The following is a 22,150-nucleotide window of genomic DNA, read 5'->3' as shown; positions in this document are numbered from 1 at the left end:
CGAGGGTGAATTGACCGTCAGGTCAAGAGGGGGCATTGAGCCCCCTCAATGCGTTGAAGGAGAACCGGACATGCGGGCCGATTATGAAACCCTGGCCAAGACAATCGCGTCGCTGACCGAAGGCGAGACGGATGAGGTCGCGCTGATGGCCACTGTCACCTGCGAAGTGCATCATGCCGACGACCGGTTCGACTGGACCGGATTTTACCGTGCTGTTGCTCCGGAGTTGCTGAAGATAGGCCCGTATCAGGGCGGCCACGGCTGCCTGCAGATCCCGTTTTCCCGTGGTGTCTGCGGTGCGGCGGCGCGCACCGGCGAGGTGCAGCTGGTGGCGGATGTGGAGGCGTTCCCCGGCCATATCGCCTGTGCCTCCTCAACCCGTTCGGAACTGGTGCTGCCGGTCCGGAACGGGCAGGGGGAGTTGATCGGGGTGTTCGACATCGACAGCGACCAGCCGGACGCTTTCACAGCGGAAGATGCGGATCACCTGGCCGCAATCCTGCATGAGGTGTTCCGCCGCATCTGATTCGCGCATTCAGGGGCTTTGCCCCTCGGCCTGCGGCCTTATCCCAGAGTGTATTTGACCAGAAAGAAGCAGCCCGGCGCCTGATGGCGCTGGGTTTTTCCTTGCCGGTTACATGCGGCGTGAAAAAATGCTTGGAAATTTCACCCACATGCGGCATCGTGAAAAACGAGATGATTTTTTCACGAAGGGGGAGAGAGCCGGTGAACGATCAAGCCTTGGCAGCGGCGACATTGGGGGCCGATATCCGGGCCCTGCGCAAGGCGCGCGGGCTGACGCTGTCGGATATCGCGGCGATGCTGAACCGCTCGGTCGGCTGGCTGAGCCAGGTTGAGCGCGACATGTCCGAGCCTTCGATCTCCGACCTGCGCCAGATTGCCGAGGCCCTGGGCGTGCCGATGTCGATGCTGTTTGCCCATACCGGCGCCCCGGCGGACGAGCATGGCTACGTTGTCCGCGCTGGATCGCGCCGTCCGATGGGCTCGGGCGAGGAAGGGCTGATCGAAGAGCTGCTGTCGCCCGACCTGACCGACGATTTCGAGATGGTGCATTCCACCTTCCGCCCGCACTCAAAGATGCAGAAACCGGCGCACAGGCCGACGCAGGAGGTCGGCTATGTGATCTCGGGCAAGCTGGACCTGCTGATCGGCGGCCGCAGCTTCACTGTCGGCCCCGGCGACAGCTTCCGGATCAAGCACGAACCCTACCAGTGGTCGAATCCCTATGACGAACCTGCAGTGGCCGTCTGGGTGATCGCGCCGCCGGTTTATTAGGAGGGAACGATGATCAGGGGATCCTGCCTGTGCGGAGATATCCGCTTTGAAACCGCGGCGCAGCCGCAGGCGGCATCGATGTGCCATTGCAGCCAGTGCCGCAAGCAATCCGGCGGCATCTGGGCCTCGGCCGATGTGCATGACGAAGACCTCGCCATCACCGGACCGGTGAACTGGTTTGAAGCCACCGCCAAGGCCAAGCGCGGCAGCTGCCCGCGCTGCGGCTCCTTCCTGTTCTGGAAAGGCACCGGCGAGGACACCACAAGTTTTGCTTTGGGCGCGGTCGACGGGAACTCCGGCCTGCGTGTCGAAAAGCACATCTTCACTGCCTCCAAGGGCGATTACTACACACTCGCGGACGGTGTGCCGCAACAGGATTGACTAAGGGAGAGACCATGTCTGATTTTCCAACCAAGGCCCGCGTGGTCATCATCGGCGGCGGCGTCATCGGCACTTCCAGCCTCTATCATCTGGCCAAGAAGGGCTGGAGCGACTGTGTGCTGCTGGAAAAGAACGAGCTGACCGCCGGCTCCACCTGGCACGCGGCCGGCAATGTGCCGACCTTCTCGACCTCCTGGTCGATCATGAACATGCAGCGCTATTCGACCGAGCTCTATTCCCGTCTTGGTGAAGAAGTCGATTACCCGATGAACTACCACCAGACCGGTTCGATCCGTCTGGCGCACAGCAAGGAACGGATGCAGGAATTCGAGCGCGCCTGTTCGATGGGCCGCTATCAGGGCATCGGGATGGAGATCTGGACCCCGGAACAGACCAAGGAACACTATCCTTTCCTGGAAACCCACGATCTGGAAGGGGTGCTGTGGGATCCGTCGGACGGCGACATCGATCCGGCGCAGCTGACCCAGGCGCTGGCCAAGGGGGCCCGCGACATGGGCGCGCGGATCATCCGCTTCTGCCCCGCCACCGGTGTGACCCAAAAGGAAGACAAGACCTGGATCGTCCACACCGGCAAGGGTGATATCGAATGTGATTATGTGGTCAATGCCGCCGGCTATTATGCTCAGCGTGTCGGCGAATGGTTCAAGGAATACGGCGGCCGCACCGTGCCGATGATGGTCATGTCGCACCAGTACCTGCTGACCGAGCAGATCCCCGAGGTGGAAGCCTGGAGCAAGGAAAACGGCAAGAAGCTGCCGCTGATCCGCGATGTGGATGTTTCCTATTATCTGCGGCAGGAAAAGAACGGCTATAACCTCGGCCCCTATGAGCCGAACTGCAAAGGCCACTGGTTGACCGAAGACGACCAGATGCCGGACGACTTCTCGTTCCAGCTGTGGTCGGATGATCTGGACCGCATAGAAGACATCGTCACCGACGCGATGGAACGGGTGCCGCTTATGGCCACCTCAGGCGTCTCCAGCGTCATAAACGGCCCGATCCCCTATGCCCCCGACGGCCTGCCGCTGATCGGCCCGATGCCGGGTGTCGACAACGCCTTCGAGGCCTGCGTCTTCACCTTTGGCATCGCTCAGGGCGGCGGCGCCGGCAAGGTGCTGGCAGAATGGATCGTCGATGGCCAGACCGAGTGGGACATGTGGGCGGTCGACCCGCGCCGCTACACCGACTACACCGACCAGGATTACTGCAACCAGAAAGGCATGGAAGTCTACGGCAACGAATACGCCATGCACTTCCCGCACCACGAATGGCCGGCAGCACGCGACAAGAAGGTTTCGCCCGTGCACGCCAAGGTGAAGGAACTGGGCGGTGTGATGGGCGCCTACAACGGCTGGGAGCGGGCCAACTGGTTTGCCAAATCGCGTGACGACACTTCCGAGGAAGCCACCCACACCTGGGGCCGCTCCGGCCCTTGGCAGCAGCGCATCAAGGAAGAGTGCGAAGCGGTGCGCGACAGTGTCGGCGTGCTGGACCTGCCTGGCTTCTCGCGTTTCAACCTGGAGGGCGAAGGCGCTGCCGAATTCCTGCGCGGGCTGGTTGCCGGCGGGTTGCCGAAAGTGGGCCGGATGAACCTGGTCTATATCTCGGACCAGCGCGGCCGCATCCTGACCGAGATGTCCTGTATCCGGCATGGCGAAGATCACTTCACCATGATTACCGCAGGTTCGGCCCAGTGGCACGACTTCGAGATTCTGCGCAAGGCGCTGCCTGCTGGCCTGAGCCTCAGCGATCATACAACCGAGTATGGCACCATGATTGTCACCGGCCCGAAGTCGCGCGCGCTGTTTGCTGCGCTGTCGGACGCTGACCTGTCGCTGGGCTGGCTGACCCACCAGCAGGCCGCTGTGGCGGGCAAGCCGGCTTTCCTGGCACGGGTCTCCTTCGCGGGCGAGCTGGGCTGGGAGGTGCATTGCGCCAACGCGGACCAGCCGGCGATCTACGCCGCCATCCTGGAGGCCGGTGCTACGCCGTTTGGCATGTATGCGCTGAATTCCCTGCGCATCGAGAAGGGCTACCGCACCTGGAAGGGTGATCTGTCCACCGACTTCACCATGCTGGAAGGCGGGCTGGGGCGCTTCGTCAAACTGGACAAGCCGCAGGATTTCCCCGGCAAGTCCGCGATCCTGAACGAGCAGCAGCAGGGTCCGAAAAAGACCTTTGCAACAATGATCGTTGAAGCCGGTGATGCGGACGCGCCCTATATGTCCTGCATCTGGAAAGACGGTGAGATCGTCGGCGAGACCACCTCGGGCGACTGGGGCTACCGGGTCAACGCATCGATTGCGCTGGGCATGGTGCGCAGCGATCTTGCGGTGCCAGGCACCGAGCTGGAAGTCGAAATCTACGGCCAGAAGTGCCGTGCGGTGGTTCAGGAAGACGAACCGCTGTGGGATCCGGCCAACGAGCGCCTGCGCGCCTGATCAATTGCCACAGCCCGGGCTGCACTGGCCCGGGCTGAACCTGCCGGAATTGACAGCCTGCGCCGCCGGGTCGTTTCCTGAAATCTGGCGGCATGGGCGCCCGCGAAAGGACAGTTTGCCATGGCTGAGATCACGCTTCTTGACGGCTCGATCGGGCAGGAGGTTGTCAAACGGTCCGGCGACCGGGCAACCCCCCTTTGGTCCACCGCGGTGATGCTTGACAGGCCCGAAGTGGTCGGCGGCATCCATGCCGATTACTTCGCCGCAGGCGCCACGATTGCCACAACAAATACCTATGCGGTTCTGCGCGACCGGCTGCAGCGCGCCGGGCTCGAAGGCCGCTTCGAAGAACTGCTGGAAAAGGCTGCTGTCCAAGCTGTCGCCGCACGGAACACTCATGGCTCCGGCCGCGTCGCTGCAGCGCTTGGCCCGCTGATTGCCTCCTACCGCCCCGACATCTGCCCGCCGCATGACGAAGCGAAACACATCTACGCCGAGCTGGTCGCGCTGCTGGAGCCGTCTGCAGACCTTTTTCTGATCGAGACAGTTTCCTCGGCGGAGCATGCCAAGGGCGCGCTGCAGGGCTGTGCGGAAACGGACAAGCCGGTCTGGCTGGCCGCCTCCGTATCGGATGAGGATGGCACTTCTCTGCGCTCTGGCGAACCGCTGTCCGCACTGAAGCCGCTGATCGGCGAATTCCAGCCCGATGCGGTGCTGCTCAACTGCTCCCGGCCCGAGGTGATCAGTGCAGGGCTGGAGATCGCCAAATCCTTCGGCAGGCCTTTTGGCGCCTATGCCAACGGGTTCACCCGGATATCCGAGGGTTTCCTGCAGGACGCCCCCACCGTGGATGCGCTCGAGCAACGCCGGGATCTGGGGCCGGCGGCCTATGCGGACTTTGCAATGGCCTGGGTCGCTCAGGGCGCCGCAATCGTGGGCGGCTGCTGCGAAGTCGGCCCGCATCATATTTCCGAACTGGCCCGCCGCCTGCGCGCGGCCGGGCACCGGATCGTCTGACATCGTCGGGCAGGGGGATCAGCATGGCTACTCCGGTAAAACGCAAACCCGCCGAGCCGGCCCGGGTCTGGAATATCGACGTCATCGTCACCGAAGGGTTTGTGCTGATCGAGATGTCGGCGCTGCTCGAGGTGCTGCGGATTGCCAACCGGGTGCTGGCACAGCCGCCGTTCAAGTGGACGGTGCGCTCGCTGCAGGGCGGCCGGGTCGGCTGCCGGGCTGGTCTCAGCCTTGATACCGAACCCTTTGCGGTAAAGCCGGATGCGGATTTCGCCTTCTTCCTTGGCAATTCGGACCCGGATCACCCGGGTCTCAGCATGGGGCGGGTGATCTCCAGCTACACCTGCCGCGGCATCAAGGTCTACCTGCTGGCCGAGGCCGCAGCCCGCTACATCCGCGATCAGGGCGGCGCCGCCGGGCGGCTGACGACCCATTGGGAAAACTCAGCCCTGCTGCGCGAGCGCATGGGGCTGAACGATTCCAGCCATGCGCTGGCCAGCGAGGACGGGCTGGTGGTAACCTGCGCCGGCATGGGCTCCACCGTCGATATCGCGCTGGCGCTGGTCGGGCGGCTCACCTCTGCCGCGGCGCAGATGACCGTGGGCAACATCATGCTGCACGAGCAGGTGCGCGATTTCTCCTCGCTGCAGCCCTTTGCCGGCGCCAAACCGACGATCACCGGCGACAGCGACCTGGACCATTGCATCCGCATCATGCAGGACAATATCGAGGAACCGGTGCCGATCAGCGAAATCGTGGATGAACTCGGCATCTCGACCCGCTCCCTGGAACGCAAGTTCAAAACCTTCCTGGGCACCACCCCCAACGGGTTCTATCGTGAAATGCGGCTCTCCAAAGCAAATAACCTGCTGCTCAACACCACGATGAGCGTCCGCGAAATCGGTCTCGCCTGCGGATTCCCGAACGGGTTCTCGTCCCTTTACAAAAGCTTCTTCGGCATCACGCCTTTCACCCTGCGCAAACGCCGCCGGCTGGGACAGGACAGTTCGGAAATTATCCTCAAGACCGGAGAATAGCCGGGGGAGCTTGGCGTTTTTGATACATTTTGCGCCGTGTCCTCATGATAATCAGATCCAAACACTGACTGTGGAGCGATGACATGAGCGATCTTCCCAACACGGCCCGCGTGGTCATTATCGGCGGCGGCGTGATCGGCTGCTCAGTGGCCTATCACCTGGCGAAACTGGGCTGGAAGGACGTGGTGCTGCTGGAACGCAAGCAGTTGACCTCCGGCACCACCTGGCACGCCGCGGGCCTGATCGGGCAGCTGCGCGCCTCTTCCAACATGACCAAGCTCGCCCGGTATTCCGCCGAGCTGTATCTCGGCCTAGAAGAAGAAACCGGCGTCGCCACCGGCCTGCGGCAGGTCGGCTCGGTTTCTGCCGCGCTGACCGAGGAACGGCGCGAAGAGCTGTTCCGCAATGCCGCAATGGCACGTGCCTTTGGCGTCCCGGTTGAAGAACTGTCGCCGAAAGAGGTGAAAGAACGCTACGAGCACATCAACCTGGACGGCGTGACCGGCGGTGTCTGGCTGCCGACCGACGGCCAGGCAGACCCGGCCAATATCGCCCTTGCCCTGGCCAAGGGCGCCCGCCAGCGCGGTGCGCTGGTCAAGGAGCGGATCAAGGTCACCGGAATTTCCAAGGACGGCCGCCGCGTCACCGGGGTGGATTGGGTCAGCGACGACGGCCAGTCCCAGGGCCATATCGAGGCCGACATGGTGGTGAACTGCGCCGGCATGTGGGGCCACGAGGTTGGCCGCATGGCGGGCGTCAACGTGCCGCTGCACGCCTGCGAGCATTTCTACATCGTGACCGAAGGCATCGCGGGTCTCGGCCAGATGCCGGTGCTGCGGGTGCCGGACGAATGCGCCTACTACAAGGAAGACGCCGGCAAAATCCTGCTGGGCGCCTTTGAACCAAACGCCAAACCCTGGGCGATGAACGGCATCCCCGACAGTTTCGAATTTGACCAGCTGCCCGAGGATTTCGACCACTTCGAGCCCATTCTCGAGGCCGCCTGCAACCGGATGCCGATGCTGGCCGAGGCCGGTATCCATACCTTCTTCAACGGGCCTGAATCCTTCACCCCCGACGACGCCTACCACCTGGGCCTGGCGCCCGAGATGGACAACTTCTGGGTTGCTGCGGGCTTCAACTCGATCGGCATTCAGTCGGCCGGCGGCGCTGGCATGGCGCTGGCGCAGTGGATGGAAGACGGCCAGAAACCGTTTGATCTGGGCGATGTGGACATCTCCCGCATGCACCCGTTCCAGGGCAACAAACACTACCTGTTCGAACGTTCGAAAGAGACCCTGGGCCTTTTGTACGCCGACCATTTCCCGTACCGCCAAAAGGCCACCGCCCGCGGCGTGCGCCGCACCCCCTTCCACCACCATTTGCTGCAGCAGGGCGCGGTGATGGGTGAAATCGGCGGCTGGGAACGCGCCAACTGGTTTGCGAACGAAGGCCAGGAACGCGAATACCAGTACAGCTGGAAGCGGCAGAACTGGTTCGAAAACTCGGCTGCCGAACACAAGGCGTTGCGCGAAAACGCCGGCATGTACGACATGTCCTCCTTTGGCAAGATCCGCGTCGAAGGCCCGGATGCCGAAGCCTTCCTGAACTACATCTGCGGCGCCAATGTATCGGTGCCCGCGGGCAAGATCGTTTACACCCAGTTCCTCAACCCGCGCGGCGGCATCGAGGCTGACGTCACTGTCACCCGCCTGTCGGAGACTGTTTATCTGGTGGTCACCCCGGCAGTGACCCGTCTGGCCGACCAGACCTGGATGATGCGGCACAAGGGCGATTTCAACGTCGTGCTCACCGATGTGACGGCGGGCGAGGGCGTGCTGGCAGTAATGGGGCCGAACGCCCGCAAACTGCTGCAGAAAGTGTCGCCCAACGATTTCTCCAACGAGGTGAACCCTTTTGGCACCGCGCAGGAGATCGAGCTGGGCATGGGCCTCGCCCGTGTGCACCGGGTGACCTATGTCGGCGAACTCGGCTGGGAGATTTATATCCCGGCGGAAATGTCCGGCCATGCGTTCGAAACCCTGTGGGAAGCCGGTCAGGACATGGGGCTGAAACTCTGCGGCATGCACATGATGGACAGCTGCCGGATCGAAAAGGGCTTCCGCCACTTCGGCCATGACATCACCTGCGAGGACAATGTCGTCGACGCAGGCCTCGGCTTTGCGGTTGCCACCGGCAAGGACGATTTCATTGGCAAGGCGGCGGTGCTGGCACGCAAGGAAACCGGTCCCAAGAACCGCATGGTTCAGTTCAAGCTGACTGACGCCGAGCCGCTGTTGTTCCACAACGAACCGATCCTGCGGGACGGCGAATACGTGGGTTACCTCAGCTCCGGCAACTACGGCCACACGCTGGGCGCTGCCATCGGCATGGGCTATGTGCCCTGCGAAGGCGAAAGTGCAGCGGATGTTCTGGGCTCCACTTACGAGATCGACGTCTGCGGCGTGAAGGTCAAGGCCGAAGCCTCCCTGAAGCCGATGTATGATCCGAAATCGGAGCGGGTGAAGGCCTAAGCACCTCTCCAGTGTTTGCCCGCCCCGTATCACGCCCCGGCCGCAACGCCGGGGCGTTTTCCGGTACTGTCCCGGCGGGGACGGCATCGGGTTCTGCTGCAACGTTTTCCACGGTTTGGCCTTAATGCCGCCTGCCGCCTCTTGACCCCGCCGGGAAACCCTTGGAGAAATCCATAAAAGCCTTGTGCGGCAGGGGTAAACCGGTAGGTTGCTTGTCCCGGCCACTGACACGGGCATGACGAAGAGGATTTGGGACATGAAGATCAGCATCGAACGCGGCACGCTTCTCAAGGCTGTGGCTCAGGCACAGTCTGTGGTTGAGCGCCGCAATACCATTCCAATCCTGGCGAATGTGCTGATCGAAGCCGAGGGCGACAGCGTCCAGTTCCGCGCCACCGACCTGGATATCGAAGTGGTCGACAAGGCGCCCGCCCAGGTGGAACGCGCCGGTGCCACCACCGTGGCTGCCACCACCCTGCACGAGATTGTCCGCAAGCTGCCCGACGGTGCGCTTGTCACCCTCAGTGCTGACGCCGCCACCGGCCGTCTGACGGTGGAGGCGGGCCGGTCGAACTTCTCGCTCGCGACCCTGCCGCGGGAGGATTTCCCGGTGATGGCCTCGTCGGAATACCATTCGAACTTCGCCGCCAAGGCCGCGGTGCTGCGCCGTCTGTTCGACAAGTCGAAATTTGCGATCTCCACCGAGGAGACCCGCTACTACCTGAACGGTGTCTATCTGCATGTCTCCAACGGGACGGAAGGCGGCAAGGCGCTGCGGGCCGTGGCCACCGACGGCCACCGTCTGGCCCGGATTGACGCCGAACTGCCGCTGGGCGCCGAGGACATGCCGGGCGTGATCGTGCCGCGCAAAACCGTGGGCGAGCTGCGTAAGCTTTTGGATGATGATGACATGGACATCGCCGTGTCGGTCTCGGAAACCAAGGTGCGCTTTGCCACCCCGAACATCACCCTGACCTCCAAGGTGATCGACGGCACCTTCCCCGACTACACCCGGGTGATCCCGGCCGGAAACACCCGCCGTCTGGAGGTGGACGCCGCCGAGTTTGCCCAGGCGGTGGACCGGGTCGCAACTGTGTCCTCGGAACGCTCCCGCGCGGTGAAGCTGCAGTTGGAAGAAGACCGCCTGATCCTGTCGGTGAATGCGCCGGACAGCGGTGCCGCGGAGGAAGAGCTGGCAGTGGCCTATAACGACGAACGGCTGGAAATCGGATTTAATGCCAAGTACTTGCTGGAGATCGCCAATCAGGTGGACCGCGAAAACGCTGTGTTCATGTTCAACTCCTCCGGCGATCCGACTCTAATGCGCGAAGGCAGCGACGAAAGCGCCGTTTACGTCGTGATGCCGATGCGGGTTTGATCGCCTGACGGCGCTGCCTGCCCTGCCGGGCGGCGGCAGGCGAGTATTTTTGCAAAGATGAAACGGGAGCGCGCCGCGTGCTGGCCCTGACTGCCCTGACCCTGTCCCACTTCCGCTCGCATTTGCGGGCGGAATTGCGTTTGGACGGGCGTCCCGTGGCCATTCACGGTGACAACGGCGCGGGCAAGACCAATATCCTGGAAGCGGTGTCGCTGTTTTCGCCCGGCCGCGGGTTGCGCCGGGCCAGCGCGGCGGAAATGGCGCGCCAGCCCGAAGCGCTGGGGTGGAAGCTGAAGGGCGAGCTGCGGGCACAATCGCAGACTTATGAGGTGGAAACCTGGTCCGAGGGCGGCAATGCCCGGCAGGTGAAGATCGACAACAAATCGGCCAGCCAGGTTGCGCTGGGCCAGGTGGCGCGGGTGGTCTGGCTGATCCCGGCGATGGACCGGCTGTGGATTGAAGCCGCTGAAGGCCGCCGGCGCTTTCTCGACCGGATCGCGCTGAGCTTTGAGCCCGCCCATGCCGAGGCCTCGCTGGCCTATGAAAAGGCGATGCGGGAGCGCAACCGGCTGTTGAAGGAGCAGGTGCGCGATGCGGCCTGGTACCGGGTGCTGGAAGACCGGATGGCTGCCGCCGGGCACCGGATCCACTCCGCCCGGGTGCAGTCGGTTGATCTGCTGCGGATGGCGCAGGCGGAGGCGGAAACCGCCTTTCCCGCGGCTGAGCTGGAGTTGCTGCAGTCCGAAGGCAGCATGCCGTCCTCCGAGGCGGATTTCAAAGAAGCCTTGGAGGAAAGCCGGTTCAGGGATCTCGCGGCGGGCCGCACCCTTGTCGGGCCGCACAGAACCGATCTGATCGGCACCTACCAGGCAAAAGGCATCCCGGCCAAAGAGTGCTCCACCGGCGAGCAGAAGGCGCTGCTGGTGTCGCTGATCCTGGCCAACGCGCGGGCGCTGGCACAGCGCGAGGGCGCGCCGCCGATCCTGCTGCTGGACGAGGTCGCCGCGCATCTGGATGCCGCCCGCCGCGCCGCGCTCTATGACGAGATCTGTGCCTTGGGCACCCAGGCCTGGATGACCGGAACCGGGCCGGAGCTGTTTGCCGAATTGGACGGGCGGGCGCAGGTGCTGGAGGTGTCCGACAGCGGCGGCACATCGGAGGTTCTGCAGAAATGACCGTTTCTCCCTGGGATCTGACCCTCTATGCGGGGGCGCTGCTGATCTTGTTCCTGACTCCCGGCCCGGTGTGGCTGGCGCTGATGGCACGCTCGGTCTCGGGCGGGTTCCAGGCGGCCTGGCCGCTTGCGGTGGGGGTGGCTTGCGGCGACATCCTGTGGCCGCTGATCGCAGTGGCCGGCATGTCCTGGGTGGTCTCGGAATTCACCGGCATCATGACCGCGCTGCGCTGGCTGGCCTGCCTGATGTTCCTTGGCATGGGCTATTTGCTGATCCGGCATGCCGGCGAGGCGGTTGAAGAAAACCGGGCACTCACCCGCCCTGGCATCTGGGCAGGGTTCATGGCCGGCATAGCTGCGATCCTGGGCAATCCCAAAGCCATTCTGTTCTACATGGGCGTTCTGCCCGGATTTTTTGACCTGTCGTCCACGTCCTGGGCGGATGTTGCCGCGATCGTGACGCTGTCCTTCGTGGTTCCGCTGGCGGGCAATCTTGCATTGGCGGGCATGGTGCACCGGGTGCGGCGTGCGGTGACCTCGACGCGGATCCGGCGGCGCATCAACCTGATCTCCGGCGGCCTGCTGGTTTGCATCGGGCTGGTGATCCCATTCACCTAAGGGATGGGTTGCAGCCAGGCTTGCAAATAAGGCGTTAGTGCCTTTGCGGGCGGGGTTTCATCATCGTGTTCCATGCAAAACCACACACCCAGGACGTGGTTCAGAAAGGCCTGAATGCCTTCGGACAGCAGTTCCGGTGGCTGGTCGCAGCGGATTCGGCCTGCGGCCTGCAGGACTTGAATCCAGCGGGTCAGCAGGGCAACCTGACGGATAAAACCGGCGGTCACCACCTCATCCGGCTCAGCAGCGGTGGTTCCTGAGTAGCGCAGCAGCAGATCAAAGATCACTCGGTCCTGGCCGACGTAGTTAAGATGCGGCGCCAGCCGGGCTGTCAACTCGGCTGTGTCCTGAGGGGCGCCGGCAGCCTCCATCCCGTCCAGCAGGCGCATCACCTCATCCCCGATCAGCACGGCCAGCAGCCCATCCTTGTCCTTGAAATGCGAAAACAAGGTGCCCTTGGCCACACCGGCGCGCGCGACCACATCCTCCACCCGCAACCCGCTGTAGCCCTGCTCTTGAACGATGGCGGCTGCCACCTCCAGCAATTTCGCCCGGGTTTCCAGCCGCCGTTTCTGTGGTGCACGTGTCATGCCTAAGCCTCACGATCTGATTATTGACCGTGGTCACTTTTATAATTGACCGCGGTCATTTTTAATTCCATAAAGTGACCGCGGTCAACTTATTCTATGGAGATTGAAATGTCTGCCCGAAAAATCCTGATCCTGAATGGCCACCCGGCTGAGAACACCTTCACGCAAGCCCTAAGCGATTCCTATGAGTCCGCTGCTGCTGGCGCCGGACATGATGTGCGCTTGCACAAGCTGTCGCAGCTGGAATTCGACCCTGATTTCGGTCAGGCCGGGTTTTCGGGAGCGAAGCGGCTGGAGCCTCAGATCGAAGCGGTGCTGGCGGATTTCGAATGGGCAGACCATGTGGTCGTTGCCTTCCCGCTGTGGTGGGGTGGCATGCCGGGCAAGCTGAAAGGGCTTTTTGACCGCATTCTGCTTCCAGGCCGGACTTTCGATCCGCGCGTTGTCACAGACGGTCTGCCTAAACCGCTGCTGACCGGAAAGTCGGGCCGGGTCCTTGTTGCCGCGGACACGCCGCCCGAATTGATGGCGCAGTACTACGACAATGCCGCGCATGTTCAGGTGGAGCGCCAGATCCTGAATTTCGTGGGAATTGATCCGGTTGAGACCTGCCATTTTGGTGCGCTGCAGGGGGCAAGCAGCGAAGAGCGCGCGGCTTGGCTCGGCACCGCGGCTGAGCTTGGTGCCTTAGGTGTATAATCGTCTGAATCAGCCATGAAAAAAGGGGGCTTGCGCGTGACAATCCCGGCCAGACTTCGTATAAAATCCTGAAGCAAAGACAGGAAGATGCGAATGTCCGGAAACGAGCAGGCCCCCGCAGAATATGGCGCGGATTCCATCAAGGTTCTCAAAGGGTTGGAGGCGGTTCGCAAGCGCCCCGGCATGTATATCGGGGACACCGACGATGGCTCGGGCCTGCACCACATGGTCTATGAAGTCGTGGACAACGGCATCGACGAGGCGCTGGCGGGCCACGCCGATCATGTGACGGTGAAAATCCACGCCGATTCCAGCGTTTCCGTCAGCGACAACGGGCGCGGCATTCCGGTCGGCATCCACGAGGAGGAAGGCGTCTCGGCAGCCGAGGTCATCATGACCCAGCTGCATGCCGGCGGCAAGTTCGACAGCAACTCCTACAAAGTCTCGGGCGGCCTGCACGGCGTGGGTGTTTCGGTGGTGAACGCGCTCTCCGATTGGCTGGAACTGCGCATCTGGCGCGACGGCAAGGAGCATATCGCCCGGTTTGAACGCGGCGAGACCGCCAAGCATCTTGAGGTGGTCGGCGATTGCGGCGATCGGACCGGCACCGAGGTGCGCTTCCTGGCTTCGACAGACACGTTTTCCAACCTCGACTACATCTTTGAAACGCTGGAAAAGCGGCTGCGGGAACTGGCCTTCCTGAACTCCGGCGTCCGTATCATCCTGATCGACGAACGCCCGGCGGAACGGCTGGAAATCGAGTTGTTCTACGAAGGCGGCGTCAAGGAATTCGTCAAATACCTGGACCGCCACAAGACCCCGGTAATGGAAACCCCGGTGTACATCATCGGCGAAAAGGATGAGATCGTTGTCGAAATCGCCATGTGGTGGAATGACAGCTATCATGAAACGGTGCTGCCGTTTACCAACAACATTCCGCAGCGCGATGGCGGCACCCATGTCGCGGGCTTCCGCGGCGCGCTGACCCGGACCATCAATAATTACGCGCAGACCTCGGGCATCGCGAAGAAGGAAAAAGTCAGCTTCACCGGCGACGACGCCCGCGAAGGGCTGACCTGCGTGCTGTCGGTGAAAGTTCCGGATCCGAAATTCTCCAGCCAGACCAAGGATAAGCTGGTGTCGTCCGAGGTGCGCCCGGTGGTCGAAAGCCTGGTAGGGGAAAAACTGTCAGAGTGGTTTGAGGAAAACCCCGGCCAGGCCAAGCAGATCGTCGGCAAGATCGTCGAGGCCGCTCTGGCCCGCGAGGCCGCCCGCAAGGCCCGCGAACTGACCCGCCGCAAGACTGCGATGGATGTGAATTATCTGGCCGGCAAGCTGAAAGACTGTTCCGAGAAAGACCCTTCCAAGACCGAAGTCTTCCTCGTCGAGGGGGATTCGGCCGGCGGCTCGGCCCAGACCGGCCGGGACCGGCAGACGCAGGCGATCCTGCCGCTGAAAGGCAAGATCCTGAACGTGGAGCGCGCCCGCTTTGACCGGATGCTGGGCAGTCAGGAGATCGGCAACCTGGTGATGGCGCTGGGCACCGGCATCGGCCGTGACGAGTTCAATATCGAAAAACTGCGCTACCACAAGATTGTCATCATGACCGATGCGGACGTCGACGGCGCCCATATCCGCACCCTGCTGCTGACCTTCTTCTACCGGCAGATGCCGGAGCTGATCGAAGGCGGCTACCTCTATATTGCGCAGCCGCCGCTCTATAAGGTCAGCCGCGGCAAATCCGAGGTCTACCTGAAGGATCAGGCCGCTATGGATGATTACCTGGTCAACCAGGGGGTCGAGGGCGCGGTTCTGAAGCTGGGAACGGGCGAAGAGCTGTCCGGCCAGGATCTGAAACGCGTGGTCGATGAGGCGCGCCAGCTGAAACGGGTGCTGGATGCCTTCCCGACCCATTACCCGCGCCACATTCTGGAACAGGCCGCCGTGGCAGGCGCCTTCGTCCCCGGTGCGGTGGATTCCGATCTGCAGGGCGTCGCCGATAAGGTTGCGGCGCGGCTGGACGCCATTGCGCTGGAATATGAGCGCGGCTGGCAGGGCCGGATCACTCAGGATCACGGCATCCGCCTCGCCCGCATCCTGCGCGGCGTCGAGGAAGTGCGCACCCTGGACGGCCCGATGCTGCGCTCCGGCGAGGCGCGCAAGACCGGCAGCTTCACCCAAAGCCTGCAGGAAGTCTACGGCACCACCGCCCAGCTGCACCGCCGCGACCGCAGCCAGATTATTCACGGGCCGCTGGAGCTTCTGAAAGCGATCCTGGAGGAGGGCGAAAAGGGCCTCTCGCTCCAGCGCTACAAAGGCCTCGGCGAAATGAACCCGGACCAGCTGTGGGAGACCACGCTGGATCCTGATGCCCGCACCCTGCTGCAGGTGCGGATCGACGATATGATCGAGGCGGATGACCTGTTCACCAAACTGATGGGCGATGTCGTCGAACCCCGCCGCGAGTTTATCCAGAAGAACGCGCTCAGCGTCGAAAACCTGGATTTCTGATCGCTCGCAGGACGCCCCCTCAGCACGGCGGATACCGCATCGTTTTGCGGAATTGCCCCATAGTGCTGCGGAATGAGGGTGGCGAATTTGCCGGCGCGTTGCTCAGCATTCAAAGTGCCCCGCTTGCGAAAGGCGGGGCACATTCTTTTGCGGGGCACTGCCGGCCCCTGGTCCCTTGCTGCCATCACGGCCTGGCCCGGATGCCGCCAGCCCGCTAGCGCGCCCGCGGATTATTCCGCTGAAAACCCGGATCGCTGACAACGTTGCGAATGCTTTGCGACAGGGTGCGTGCCCTTCAGGCCATGCCGGGCAGGCGGTGTCCCGGGCCGTGGAGGCCGGGACCGGCTGGCGCCTTTTCCAAACATCCTTTCAAACACGGGTTTGTCCCGTAATCGTTTTCAGCATTTACGGTTGGAAGCGTTTCGGCGGTGCCGGTCATCTCCAGCCCCGGCAGATTGAATATCCGGTTAAGGCAAATCGGCTGCCCGCAGCATGATTCAGATCAAAGTGCAGAACGGCTGTCCTGCGCATTCTCCTGCCAGCGAAGCAGCGCTGTTCAGAACACCGGACTTCAGGCGCGGCCATTTCGGGCTGACCTGCTGCGCTGCATCAGTATGAGCCAAGGAGGGCAAAAATGTCCGGACAGCCAAGCAAAGCTGAAGAGCGGAACACCTTCCTGTTCCTTGCCGTGGTTCTGGCGCCGGTTCTGGCGGTGGGATTGGTCGGCGGATACGGCCTGGTTATCTGGATCTCCCAGATCTTCCTGGGACCGCCGGCAGGATAAGGGCTCAGGCCAATGCCAGCACATGCCAGCACAGCTCCCTCGCGGCGCGCCTTCCTGACCGGGAAAGTGGCCCGCCCGGATCCGGAATTCCGCCCGCCCTGGACGGATGAAGAACGGGTGCAGGGCGATTGCACCAGCTGCAATGCCTGCGGGGAGGCTTGCCCGGAAGGGATCATCGAATTCGACAGCCGGGGCCGCCCCCGGATCAATTTCCGCGGCGGCGAATGCACCTTTTGCGCGGCCTGTGCCGAGGCGTGCCCGGAATCGGTGTTCGACCTCGCACTGCCCATCCCCTGGCCCGTGACCGTGCAGATCACCAGCAACTGCCTGAACGCTGACGGAATTGCCTGTCAGCTGTGTACCGACATTTGCGACCCGTGCGCGCTGCGGATGGACCTGTCGGTCCGCCCCGTCGGCGCCATCCAGGTCGATGCCGGGGCCTGCACCGGCTGCGGCGCCTGCCTAGCCGCTTGCCCGAACAACGCCATCGCATTCTGCGACCCCCGCCAGCAAAGGACGTCCGCGTGACAGAAGAAATCCATATTTCCAGCCTGCTGGTGCGCAGCAACCCGGCGCAGATGGAGGCCGTCCTGGCCGGCATCAAATCCATGACAGGCGCCGAGATTTCGCAAACGGATCCCTCGGGCAAAATCGTCGTGCTGTTCGAGGCCGGCAGCGACCGGGTCATTGGCGATGCCTTGGCCAGGATCCAGCTTCTCGACGGCGTCGCCAGCGCGGCGCTTGTCTTTCATCAGACCTGCGATGCGCAGGACCTCGCCATTGAAGAAGGAGTCCCGCAATGACCGGACTTACCCGCCGCGGCGCCATCAAGGCGCAGGCCGCCGCCGCAGCAGCCCTTGCCGCGGGGCTGCCGATCCCCGCAGCCGCGCAGAACCTTGTCACCGACGCTGATGTGACCGAATTGAAATGGTCCAAGGCGCCTTGCCGTTTCTGCGGCACCGGCTGTTCGATTATGGTCGCCACCAAGGCCGGCCGCGTGGTCGCCACCCACGGCGACACCCAGGCCGAGGTCAACCGCGGCCTGAACTGCGTCAAGGGATACTTCCTCTCGAAGATCATGTATGGCGCCGACCGCCTGACCCAGCCGCTGTTGCGCAAGACCAATGGCGTTTATGACAAAGAGGGCGAATTCACCCGGGTCAGCTGGGATGAAGCCTTCGACATCATGGCCGAGAAGTGGAAGAAGACCCTGGCCGAGAAAGGCCCCGAGGGCATCGGCATGTTCGGCTCCGGCCAATGGACTGTCTGGGAAGGCTATGCGGCATCGAAGCTGATGAAGGCGGGCTTCCGTTCCAACAATATCGACCCCAACGCGCGCCACTGCATGGCCAGCGCCGTGGGCGGCTTCATGCGGACCTTCGGCATCGACGAGCCGATGGGCTGCTATGACGATTTCGAGAACGCCGACGCCTTCGTGCTGTGGGGCTCGAACATGGCGGAGATGCACCCGATCCTGTGGACCCGCATCTCGGACCGCCGCTTCAGCTATCCGCATGTGAAGGTGGCGGTGCTGTCGACCTTCACCCACCGCAGCTTTGACCTGGCCGATATCCCGGCGGTGTTCACCCCGCAGACCGATCTGGTGATCCTGAACTACATTGCCAATTACATCATCCAGAATGATGCGGTGCATAAGGATTTTGTTGCCAAGCACGTCAACTTCCGCCGCGGCAATCAGGACATCGGCTATGGCCTGCGCCCGGAACACCCGCTGGAACAAGCAGCTGAAAACAACGGCAAGGCTGGCGGCTCCGAGCCGATGAGCTTTGAGGAGTTCGCCGAGTTCGTATCCGAATACACACTGGAAAAGGCAGAGGAAATGTCCGGCGTCCCGGCCGTGACCCTGGAAAAGATCGCCAGGCTTTATGCCGATCCGGATACCAAGGTCATGTCGCTGTGGACCATGGGCTTTAACCAGCACACCCGTGGTGTCTGGGCCAACAATCTCTTGTACAACATCCACCTGCTGACCGGCAAAATCTCCACCCCCGGAAACTCGCCGTTCTCACTGACCGGCCAGCCCTCGGCCTGCGGCACCGCGCGCGAGGTCGGCACCTTCTCGCACCGTCTGCCGGCAGATATGGTGGTGAACAACCCCGAACACCGCGCAATCGCCGAAAAGATCTGGAAACTGCCTGCAGGCACCGTTCCCGGCTGGGTCGGCTCCCACGCGGTGAAGCAGAACCGCGACCTGAAGGACGGCAAGATCAACTGCTATTGGGTGCAGGTGAACAACAACATGCAGGCCGGTCCCAACATGATGGAGGAAGGGCTGCCCGGTTACCGCAACCCGGACAACTTCATCGTGGTGTCGGATGCCTACCCGACGGTGACGGCCGAAGCCGCCGACCTGATCCTGCCCGCCGCAATGTGGGTGGAAAAGGAAGGCGCCTATGGCAACGCCGAGCGCCGCACCCAGTTCTGGCACCAGCTGGTCAACGCCCCGGGCGAGGCCATGTCCGACCTGTGGCAGCTGGCCGAATTCTCCAAGCGCTTCACCACGGATGAGGTCTGGCCGGCCGCGCTGCTGGACACCAACCCCGAATACAAGGGCAGGACCCTGTTCGAGGTGCTGTATGCCAACGGCAAGGTCGACCAGTATGAGCTGACCGAAAAGGCCCGCGAATACGGCAACCACGAATCCGAGGATTTCGGCTTCTACATCCAGAAAGGCCTGTTCGAGGAATACGCCGAGTTCGGCCGCGATCACGGCCATGATCTGGCGCCCTTCGACCGCTACCACGAGGAACGCGGGCTGCGCTGGCCGGTGGTGAACGGCCAGGAAACCCGCTGGCGGTTCAAGGAAGGCTCCGACCCCTATGTGACACCCGGCTCGGACTATGAATTCTACGGCAAGCCCGACGGCAAGGCGGTGATCTTTGCACTGCCCTATGAACCGCCGGCAGAAAGCCCGGACGATGAATATCCGATGTGGCTGGCAACGGGGCGTGTGCTGGAGCATTGGCACTCCGGCTCGATGACCCAGCGGGTGCCGGAGCTGTATCAGGCCGTCCCCGATGCGCTCTGCTACATGCATCCGGATGACGCCAAGGCCCAGGGCTTCCGGCGCGGCACCGAGGTGCGGATCATCTCGCGGCGCGGCGAAATCCGCACACGGGTGGAAACCCGCGGCCGCAACAAGCCGCCCAAGGGGCTGGTGTTTGTGCCGTGGTTCGATGCGCGGCGGCTGATCAACAAGGTCACGCTGGACGCCACCGATCCGATCTCGAAACAGACGGACTTCAAGAAATGCGCAGTCCGTATCGAAGCAGTGTGAGGCCCGTCATGAAACATCTCCGTCTCGCCATCCTGGCTGCTCCGCTCCTGCTGCTGGCCTCGGCCGCCTTTGCCCAGGACCAGGTTGCCACGCTGCGCAACATCGCGCCGCTGGACAAACAGGGCGAAGTCACCCAGATCCCCGGTATCGTCAACACCGACATCCGCCAGGTGCGCAACTACCCGGATCAGCCGCCGCTGATCCCGCACAAGACCGACAACTACCAGGTCGATCTCAACTCCAACAAATGCCTGACCTGCCACAGCCGCACCGCGGTGGAAGTCAGCCAGGCGCCGATGATCTCGGTCACCCACTTTATGAACCGCGAGGGCCAGACCCTCGGCGCGGTCAGCCCGCGGCGCTATTTCTGCACCCAATGCCATGTTGTGCAGACCAATGCGCGGCCGCTGGTCGAAAATGAGTTTGTCGATGTCGACAAGGTGCTGGACTACGTGCATTCGAAACAGGGCGGGGCGGACTGATGTGGAGCTTCATCAAACGCGCCTGGTGGATCATCACCCGCCCCAGCGCCTTCTTCTCGCTTGGCTTTCTGACCATGGGCGGCTTTGTGATGGGGATCACTTTCTGGGGCGGCTTCAACACCGCGCTTGAGGTGACGAATACCGAGGCTTTCTGCACCAGCTGCCATGAGATGCGCGACAATGTGTTCGAGGAGCTGAAGCCGACGATTCACTATTCCAACCGCTCGGGCGTCAGGGCGTCCTGCCCGGACTGCCACGTGCCGCACCAGTGGTCCAACAAGATCGCCCGTAAGATGCAGGCCTCCAAGGAGGTTTGGGGCAAGATCTTCGGCACCATCAACACGCGGGAGAAATTCATGGAGCACCGGCTGGAACTGGCGCAGCACGAATGGGCCCGGCTTGAGGCCAACGACTCGCTGGAATGCCGCAACTGCCACTCGGACGAGTCGATGGACATCACCCGCCAGTCCAAACGCGCGGCAGATGCCCATGAGCGGTTCCTGTTCACCGGCGAAAAGACCTGCATCAACTGCCACAAGGGCATCGCCCACCAGCTGCCCGACATGGCCGCAGCCGAAGGCAAAGATCATGCAGGCCTGCTGGCCCCGGCCCATGGCGAGGGGCTTTTGGACAGCACCCGCAGCTATCTGGGTCTGAGCAGCGACTGACGCTGCCAGTTCCGGCAAACATCTGAAAGGCCGCCGTCCCGATGGGCAGCGGGTTTTATCAGGGCCGGCTTATGCATGTTCTCCCGCCCGTCGCGCCAGCGGCGGCACGCGCCTGTCCGCCCCACGGCGGGCGCGTGCCGCACCCGCCCGGGCAGCTGCTCACCGCCCGGCCGCGCCGGCGCGGCAGTTTCGAAGGGCTGATTTAGCGCCGCAGGCTTACAGCGGGATGCTGCCCAGATGACCCTCGCCGCGCGCGCGGGCCAGCTTCATCTGCTTCTGCCGCTCGCGGAACCGCGCCTTGTCCTCGTCCGAGGTCCGATCGATGCACAGGTGGCAGGACACGCCCTGTTCGAACCCGGGGCGGGCCTTGTCTTCCGGCAGGATCGGGCGGCGGCAGCCGTGGCACAGCTCATGCGGGCCTTCCACCAGCCCGTGGCCGACCGACACCCGGTTGTCGAAGACAAAGCATTCGCCGTCCCAGGTGCTGTTCTCCGCCGGCACTTCCTCCAGATAGCGCAGGATGCCGCCTTTCAGGTGGTAGACATCCTCCACCCCCTGACCCAGCAGGTAGTTGGTCGATTTCTCACAGCGGATGCCGCCGGTGCAGAACATGGCGACGCGCTTGTTGTGAAAGCGCGCCTTGTTCTCCTCCCACCATGCGGGAAAATCGCGAAAGCTCTCGGTTTTGGGGTCGATCGCGCCCTGAAAGGTGCCGATCGACACTTCGTAATCGTTACGGGTATCGATCACCACAACGTCGTCCTGCTGGATCAGCGCGTTCCAGTTTTCCGGCTCGACGTAGTTGCCGACGCTGGCCCGCGGGTCGACGTCGGGCTGACCCATGGTCACGATCTCTTTCTTCAGCCGCACCTTCATCCTGCCGAACGGCGGCTCGGCGGCGGTGGCTTCTTTCCACTCCAGATCCGCGCAGCCGGGCAGCGACCTGATATGCGCCAGCACCGCATCGATTCCGGCCCGCGGGCCGGCAATGGTGCCATTGATCCCTTCCTGCGCCAGCAGCAGCGATCCTTTGACGTCCTGAGCCTGGCACAGTTCCAAAAGCGCCGGGCGGATCGCGGCGGGATCGGGGAAACGGGTGAAGTGATAGAGGGCAGCAATCGTGTACATGCCCCGGCCTTAGAACCATGGCGCGCGGTTTTCAAGAGAAAGAACCCCCTCCGCGGCGCCAATAAAATAAGGGCTTTGGATATATGTTTTCCG

At 62.9% G+C, this 22,150-nt stretch carries 20 protein-coding genes; 18 read left to right on the top strand and 2 right to left on the bottom strand.

Features of this window, described 5'->3' with window-relative positions; translation table 11 throughout:
- Positions 1–70 precede the first annotated feature (70 nt).
- From METH_RS18265 to METH_RS18220, 10 genes are all read left to right on the top strand, one after another.
- On the top strand, positions 71–526 hold the full coding sequence (locus METH_RS18265; RefSeq protein WP_024091958.1) for a GAF domain-containing protein: 456 nt from the start codon (positions 71–73) through the stop codon (positions 524–526).
- Between the two features lie 200 nt (positions 527–726).
- Positions 727–1,296 carry a helix-turn-helix domain-containing protein gene (locus tag METH_RS18260; protein WP_024091957.1) on the top strand — a complete coding sequence of 190 codons (570 nt, stop codon included), beginning with the start codon at positions 727–729 and terminating at the stop codon, positions 1,294–1,296.
- Between the two features lie 9 nt (positions 1,297–1,305).
- Entirely contained in the window at positions 1,306–1,677 is a 372-nt protein-coding gene (locus METH_RS18255) for a GFA family protein (RefSeq protein WP_024091956.1), read from the top strand.
- A gap of 14 nt (positions 1,678–1,691) precedes the next feature.
- The gene (locus METH_RS18250) at positions 1,692–4,139 is read left to right on the top strand and encodes a GcvT family protein (protein WP_024091955.1); all 2,448 of its coding nucleotides are present in this window, start codon (positions 1,692–1,694) and stop codon (positions 4,137–4,139) included.
- 120 nt (positions 4,140–4,259) lie between these two features.
- Positions 4,260–5,156: a homocysteine S-methyltransferase family protein gene (locus METH_RS18245; RefSeq protein ID WP_024091954.1), complete on the top strand. Its 897-nt coding sequence runs from the start codon at positions 4,260–4,262 to the stop codon at positions 5,154–5,156.
- Positions 5,157–5,179: 23 nt separating this feature from the next.
- Entirely contained in the window at positions 5,180–6,193 is a 1,014-nt protein-coding gene (locus METH_RS18240; RefSeq protein ID WP_024091953.1) for a GlxA family transcriptional regulator, read from the top strand.
- 83 nt (positions 6,194–6,276) lie between these two features.
- Positions 6,277–8,727 carry a GcvT family protein gene (locus METH_RS18235; RefSeq protein WP_024091952.1) on the top strand — a complete coding sequence of 817 codons (2,451 nt, stop codon included), beginning with the start codon at positions 6,277–6,279 and terminating at the stop codon, positions 8,725–8,727.
- 256 nt (positions 8,728–8,983) lie between these two features.
- The gene (dnaN, locus tag METH_RS18230; RefSeq protein WP_024091951.1) at positions 8,984–10,105 is read left to right on the top strand and encodes a DNA polymerase III subunit beta; all 1,122 of its coding nucleotides are present in this window, start codon (positions 8,984–8,986) and stop codon (positions 10,103–10,105) included.
- Between the two features lie 77 nt (positions 10,106–10,182).
- Positions 10,183–11,280, top strand: a complete 1,098-nt coding sequence (gene recF / locus METH_RS18225; RefSeq protein WP_024091950.1) for a DNA replication/repair protein RecF — start codon at positions 10,183–10,185, stop codon at positions 11,278–11,280.
- The gene (locus tag METH_RS18220; RefSeq protein WP_024091949.1) at positions 11,277–11,897 is read left to right on the top strand and encodes a LysE family translocator; all 621 of its coding nucleotides are present in this window, start codon (positions 11,277–11,279) and stop codon (positions 11,895–11,897) included. Before recF ends, METH_RS18220 begins: the two co-directional genes overlap by 4 nt.
- Here METH_RS18220 and METH_RS18215 read toward each other — a convergent pair.
- Positions 11,894–12,487 (bottom strand): TetR/AcrR family transcriptional regulator, encoded by a 594-nt coding sequence (locus tag METH_RS18215; protein ID WP_024091948.1) that lies wholly within the window; start codon positions 12,485–12,487, stop codon positions 11,894–11,896. The genes METH_RS18220 and METH_RS18215 overlap by 4 nt on opposite strands.
- 108 nt (positions 12,488–12,595) lie before the next feature.
- On the opposite strand from METH_RS18215, the gene METH_RS18210 reads away from it, so the two are divergent.
- The 8 genes from METH_RS18210 to METH_RS18175 all read left to right on the top strand — a co-directional run bounded on the left by METH_RS18210 (position 12,596) and on the right by METH_RS18175 (position 20,929).
- Positions 12,596–13,186 (top strand): NAD(P)H-dependent oxidoreductase, encoded by a 591-nt coding sequence (locus METH_RS18210; RefSeq protein ID WP_024091947.1) that lies wholly within the window; start codon positions 12,596–12,598, stop codon positions 13,184–13,186.
- Between the two features lie 93 nt (positions 13,187–13,279).
- A complete protein-coding gene (gene gyrB / locus METH_RS18205; RefSeq protein ID WP_024091946.1) occupies positions 13,280–15,697 on the top strand; it encodes a DNA topoisomerase (ATP-hydrolyzing) subunit B in 2,418 nt (805 codons plus the stop codon).
- A 634-nt stretch (positions 15,698–16,331) separates the two neighbouring features.
- Positions 16,332–16,481 carry a periplasmic nitrate reductase, NapE protein gene (gene napE, locus METH_RS18200; protein ID WP_024091944.1) on the top strand — a complete coding sequence of 50 codons (150 nt, stop codon included), beginning with the start codon at positions 16,332–16,334 and terminating at the stop codon, positions 16,479–16,481.
- A 12-nt stretch (positions 16,482–16,493) separates the two neighbouring features.
- Entirely contained in the window at positions 16,494–17,009 is a 516-nt protein-coding gene (locus tag METH_RS18195; protein WP_024091943.1) for a ferredoxin-type protein NapF, read from the top strand.
- Positions 17,006–17,284 (top strand): chaperone NapD, encoded by a 279-nt coding sequence (locus METH_RS18190; protein ID WP_024091942.1) that lies wholly within the window; start codon positions 17,006–17,008, stop codon positions 17,282–17,284. The genes METH_RS18195 and METH_RS18190 overlap by 4 nt, the downstream gene beginning before the upstream one ends.
- Positions 17,281–19,779 (top strand): nitrate reductase catalytic subunit NapA, encoded by a 2,499-nt coding sequence (gene napA / locus METH_RS18185; protein ID WP_024091941.1) that lies wholly within the window; start codon positions 17,281–17,283, stop codon positions 19,777–19,779. The genes METH_RS18190 and napA overlap by 4 nt, the downstream gene beginning before the upstream one ends.
- Before the next feature lie 8 nt (positions 19,780–19,787).
- Complete coding sequence (locus METH_RS18180; RefSeq protein ID WP_024091940.1) at positions 19,788–20,261, top strand: nitrate reductase cytochrome c-type subunit; 474 nt, start codon at positions 19,788–19,790, stop codon at positions 20,259–20,261.
- Positions 20,261–20,929 (top strand): NapC/NirT family cytochrome c, encoded by a 669-nt coding sequence (locus tag METH_RS18175; protein ID WP_024091939.1) that lies wholly within the window; start codon positions 20,261–20,263, stop codon positions 20,927–20,929. The genes METH_RS18180 and METH_RS18175 overlap by 1 nt, the downstream gene beginning before the upstream one ends.
- A 216-nt stretch (positions 20,930–21,145) precedes the next feature.
- Here the strand turns inward: METH_RS18175 and trhO are convergent, their stop codons facing one another.
- The gene (gene trhO, locus METH_RS18170) at positions 21,146–22,057 is read right to left on the bottom strand and encodes an oxygen-dependent tRNA uridine(34) hydroxylase TrhO (RefSeq protein ID WP_024091937.1); all 912 of its coding nucleotides are present in this window, start codon (positions 22,055–22,057) and stop codon (positions 21,146–21,148) included.
- Positions 22,058–22,150: the final 93 nt, after the last annotated feature.

This window comes from Leisingera methylohalidivorans DSM 14336, assembly GCF_000511355.1.
GTDB classification, from domain to species: Bacteria; Pseudomonadota; Alphaproteobacteria; order Rhodobacterales; family Rhodobacteraceae; genus Leisingera; species Leisingera methylohalidivorans.
The sequence above is the reverse complement of the archived record's forward strand: the minus strand, read 5'-3'. Positions and strand labels throughout refer to the sequence as shown.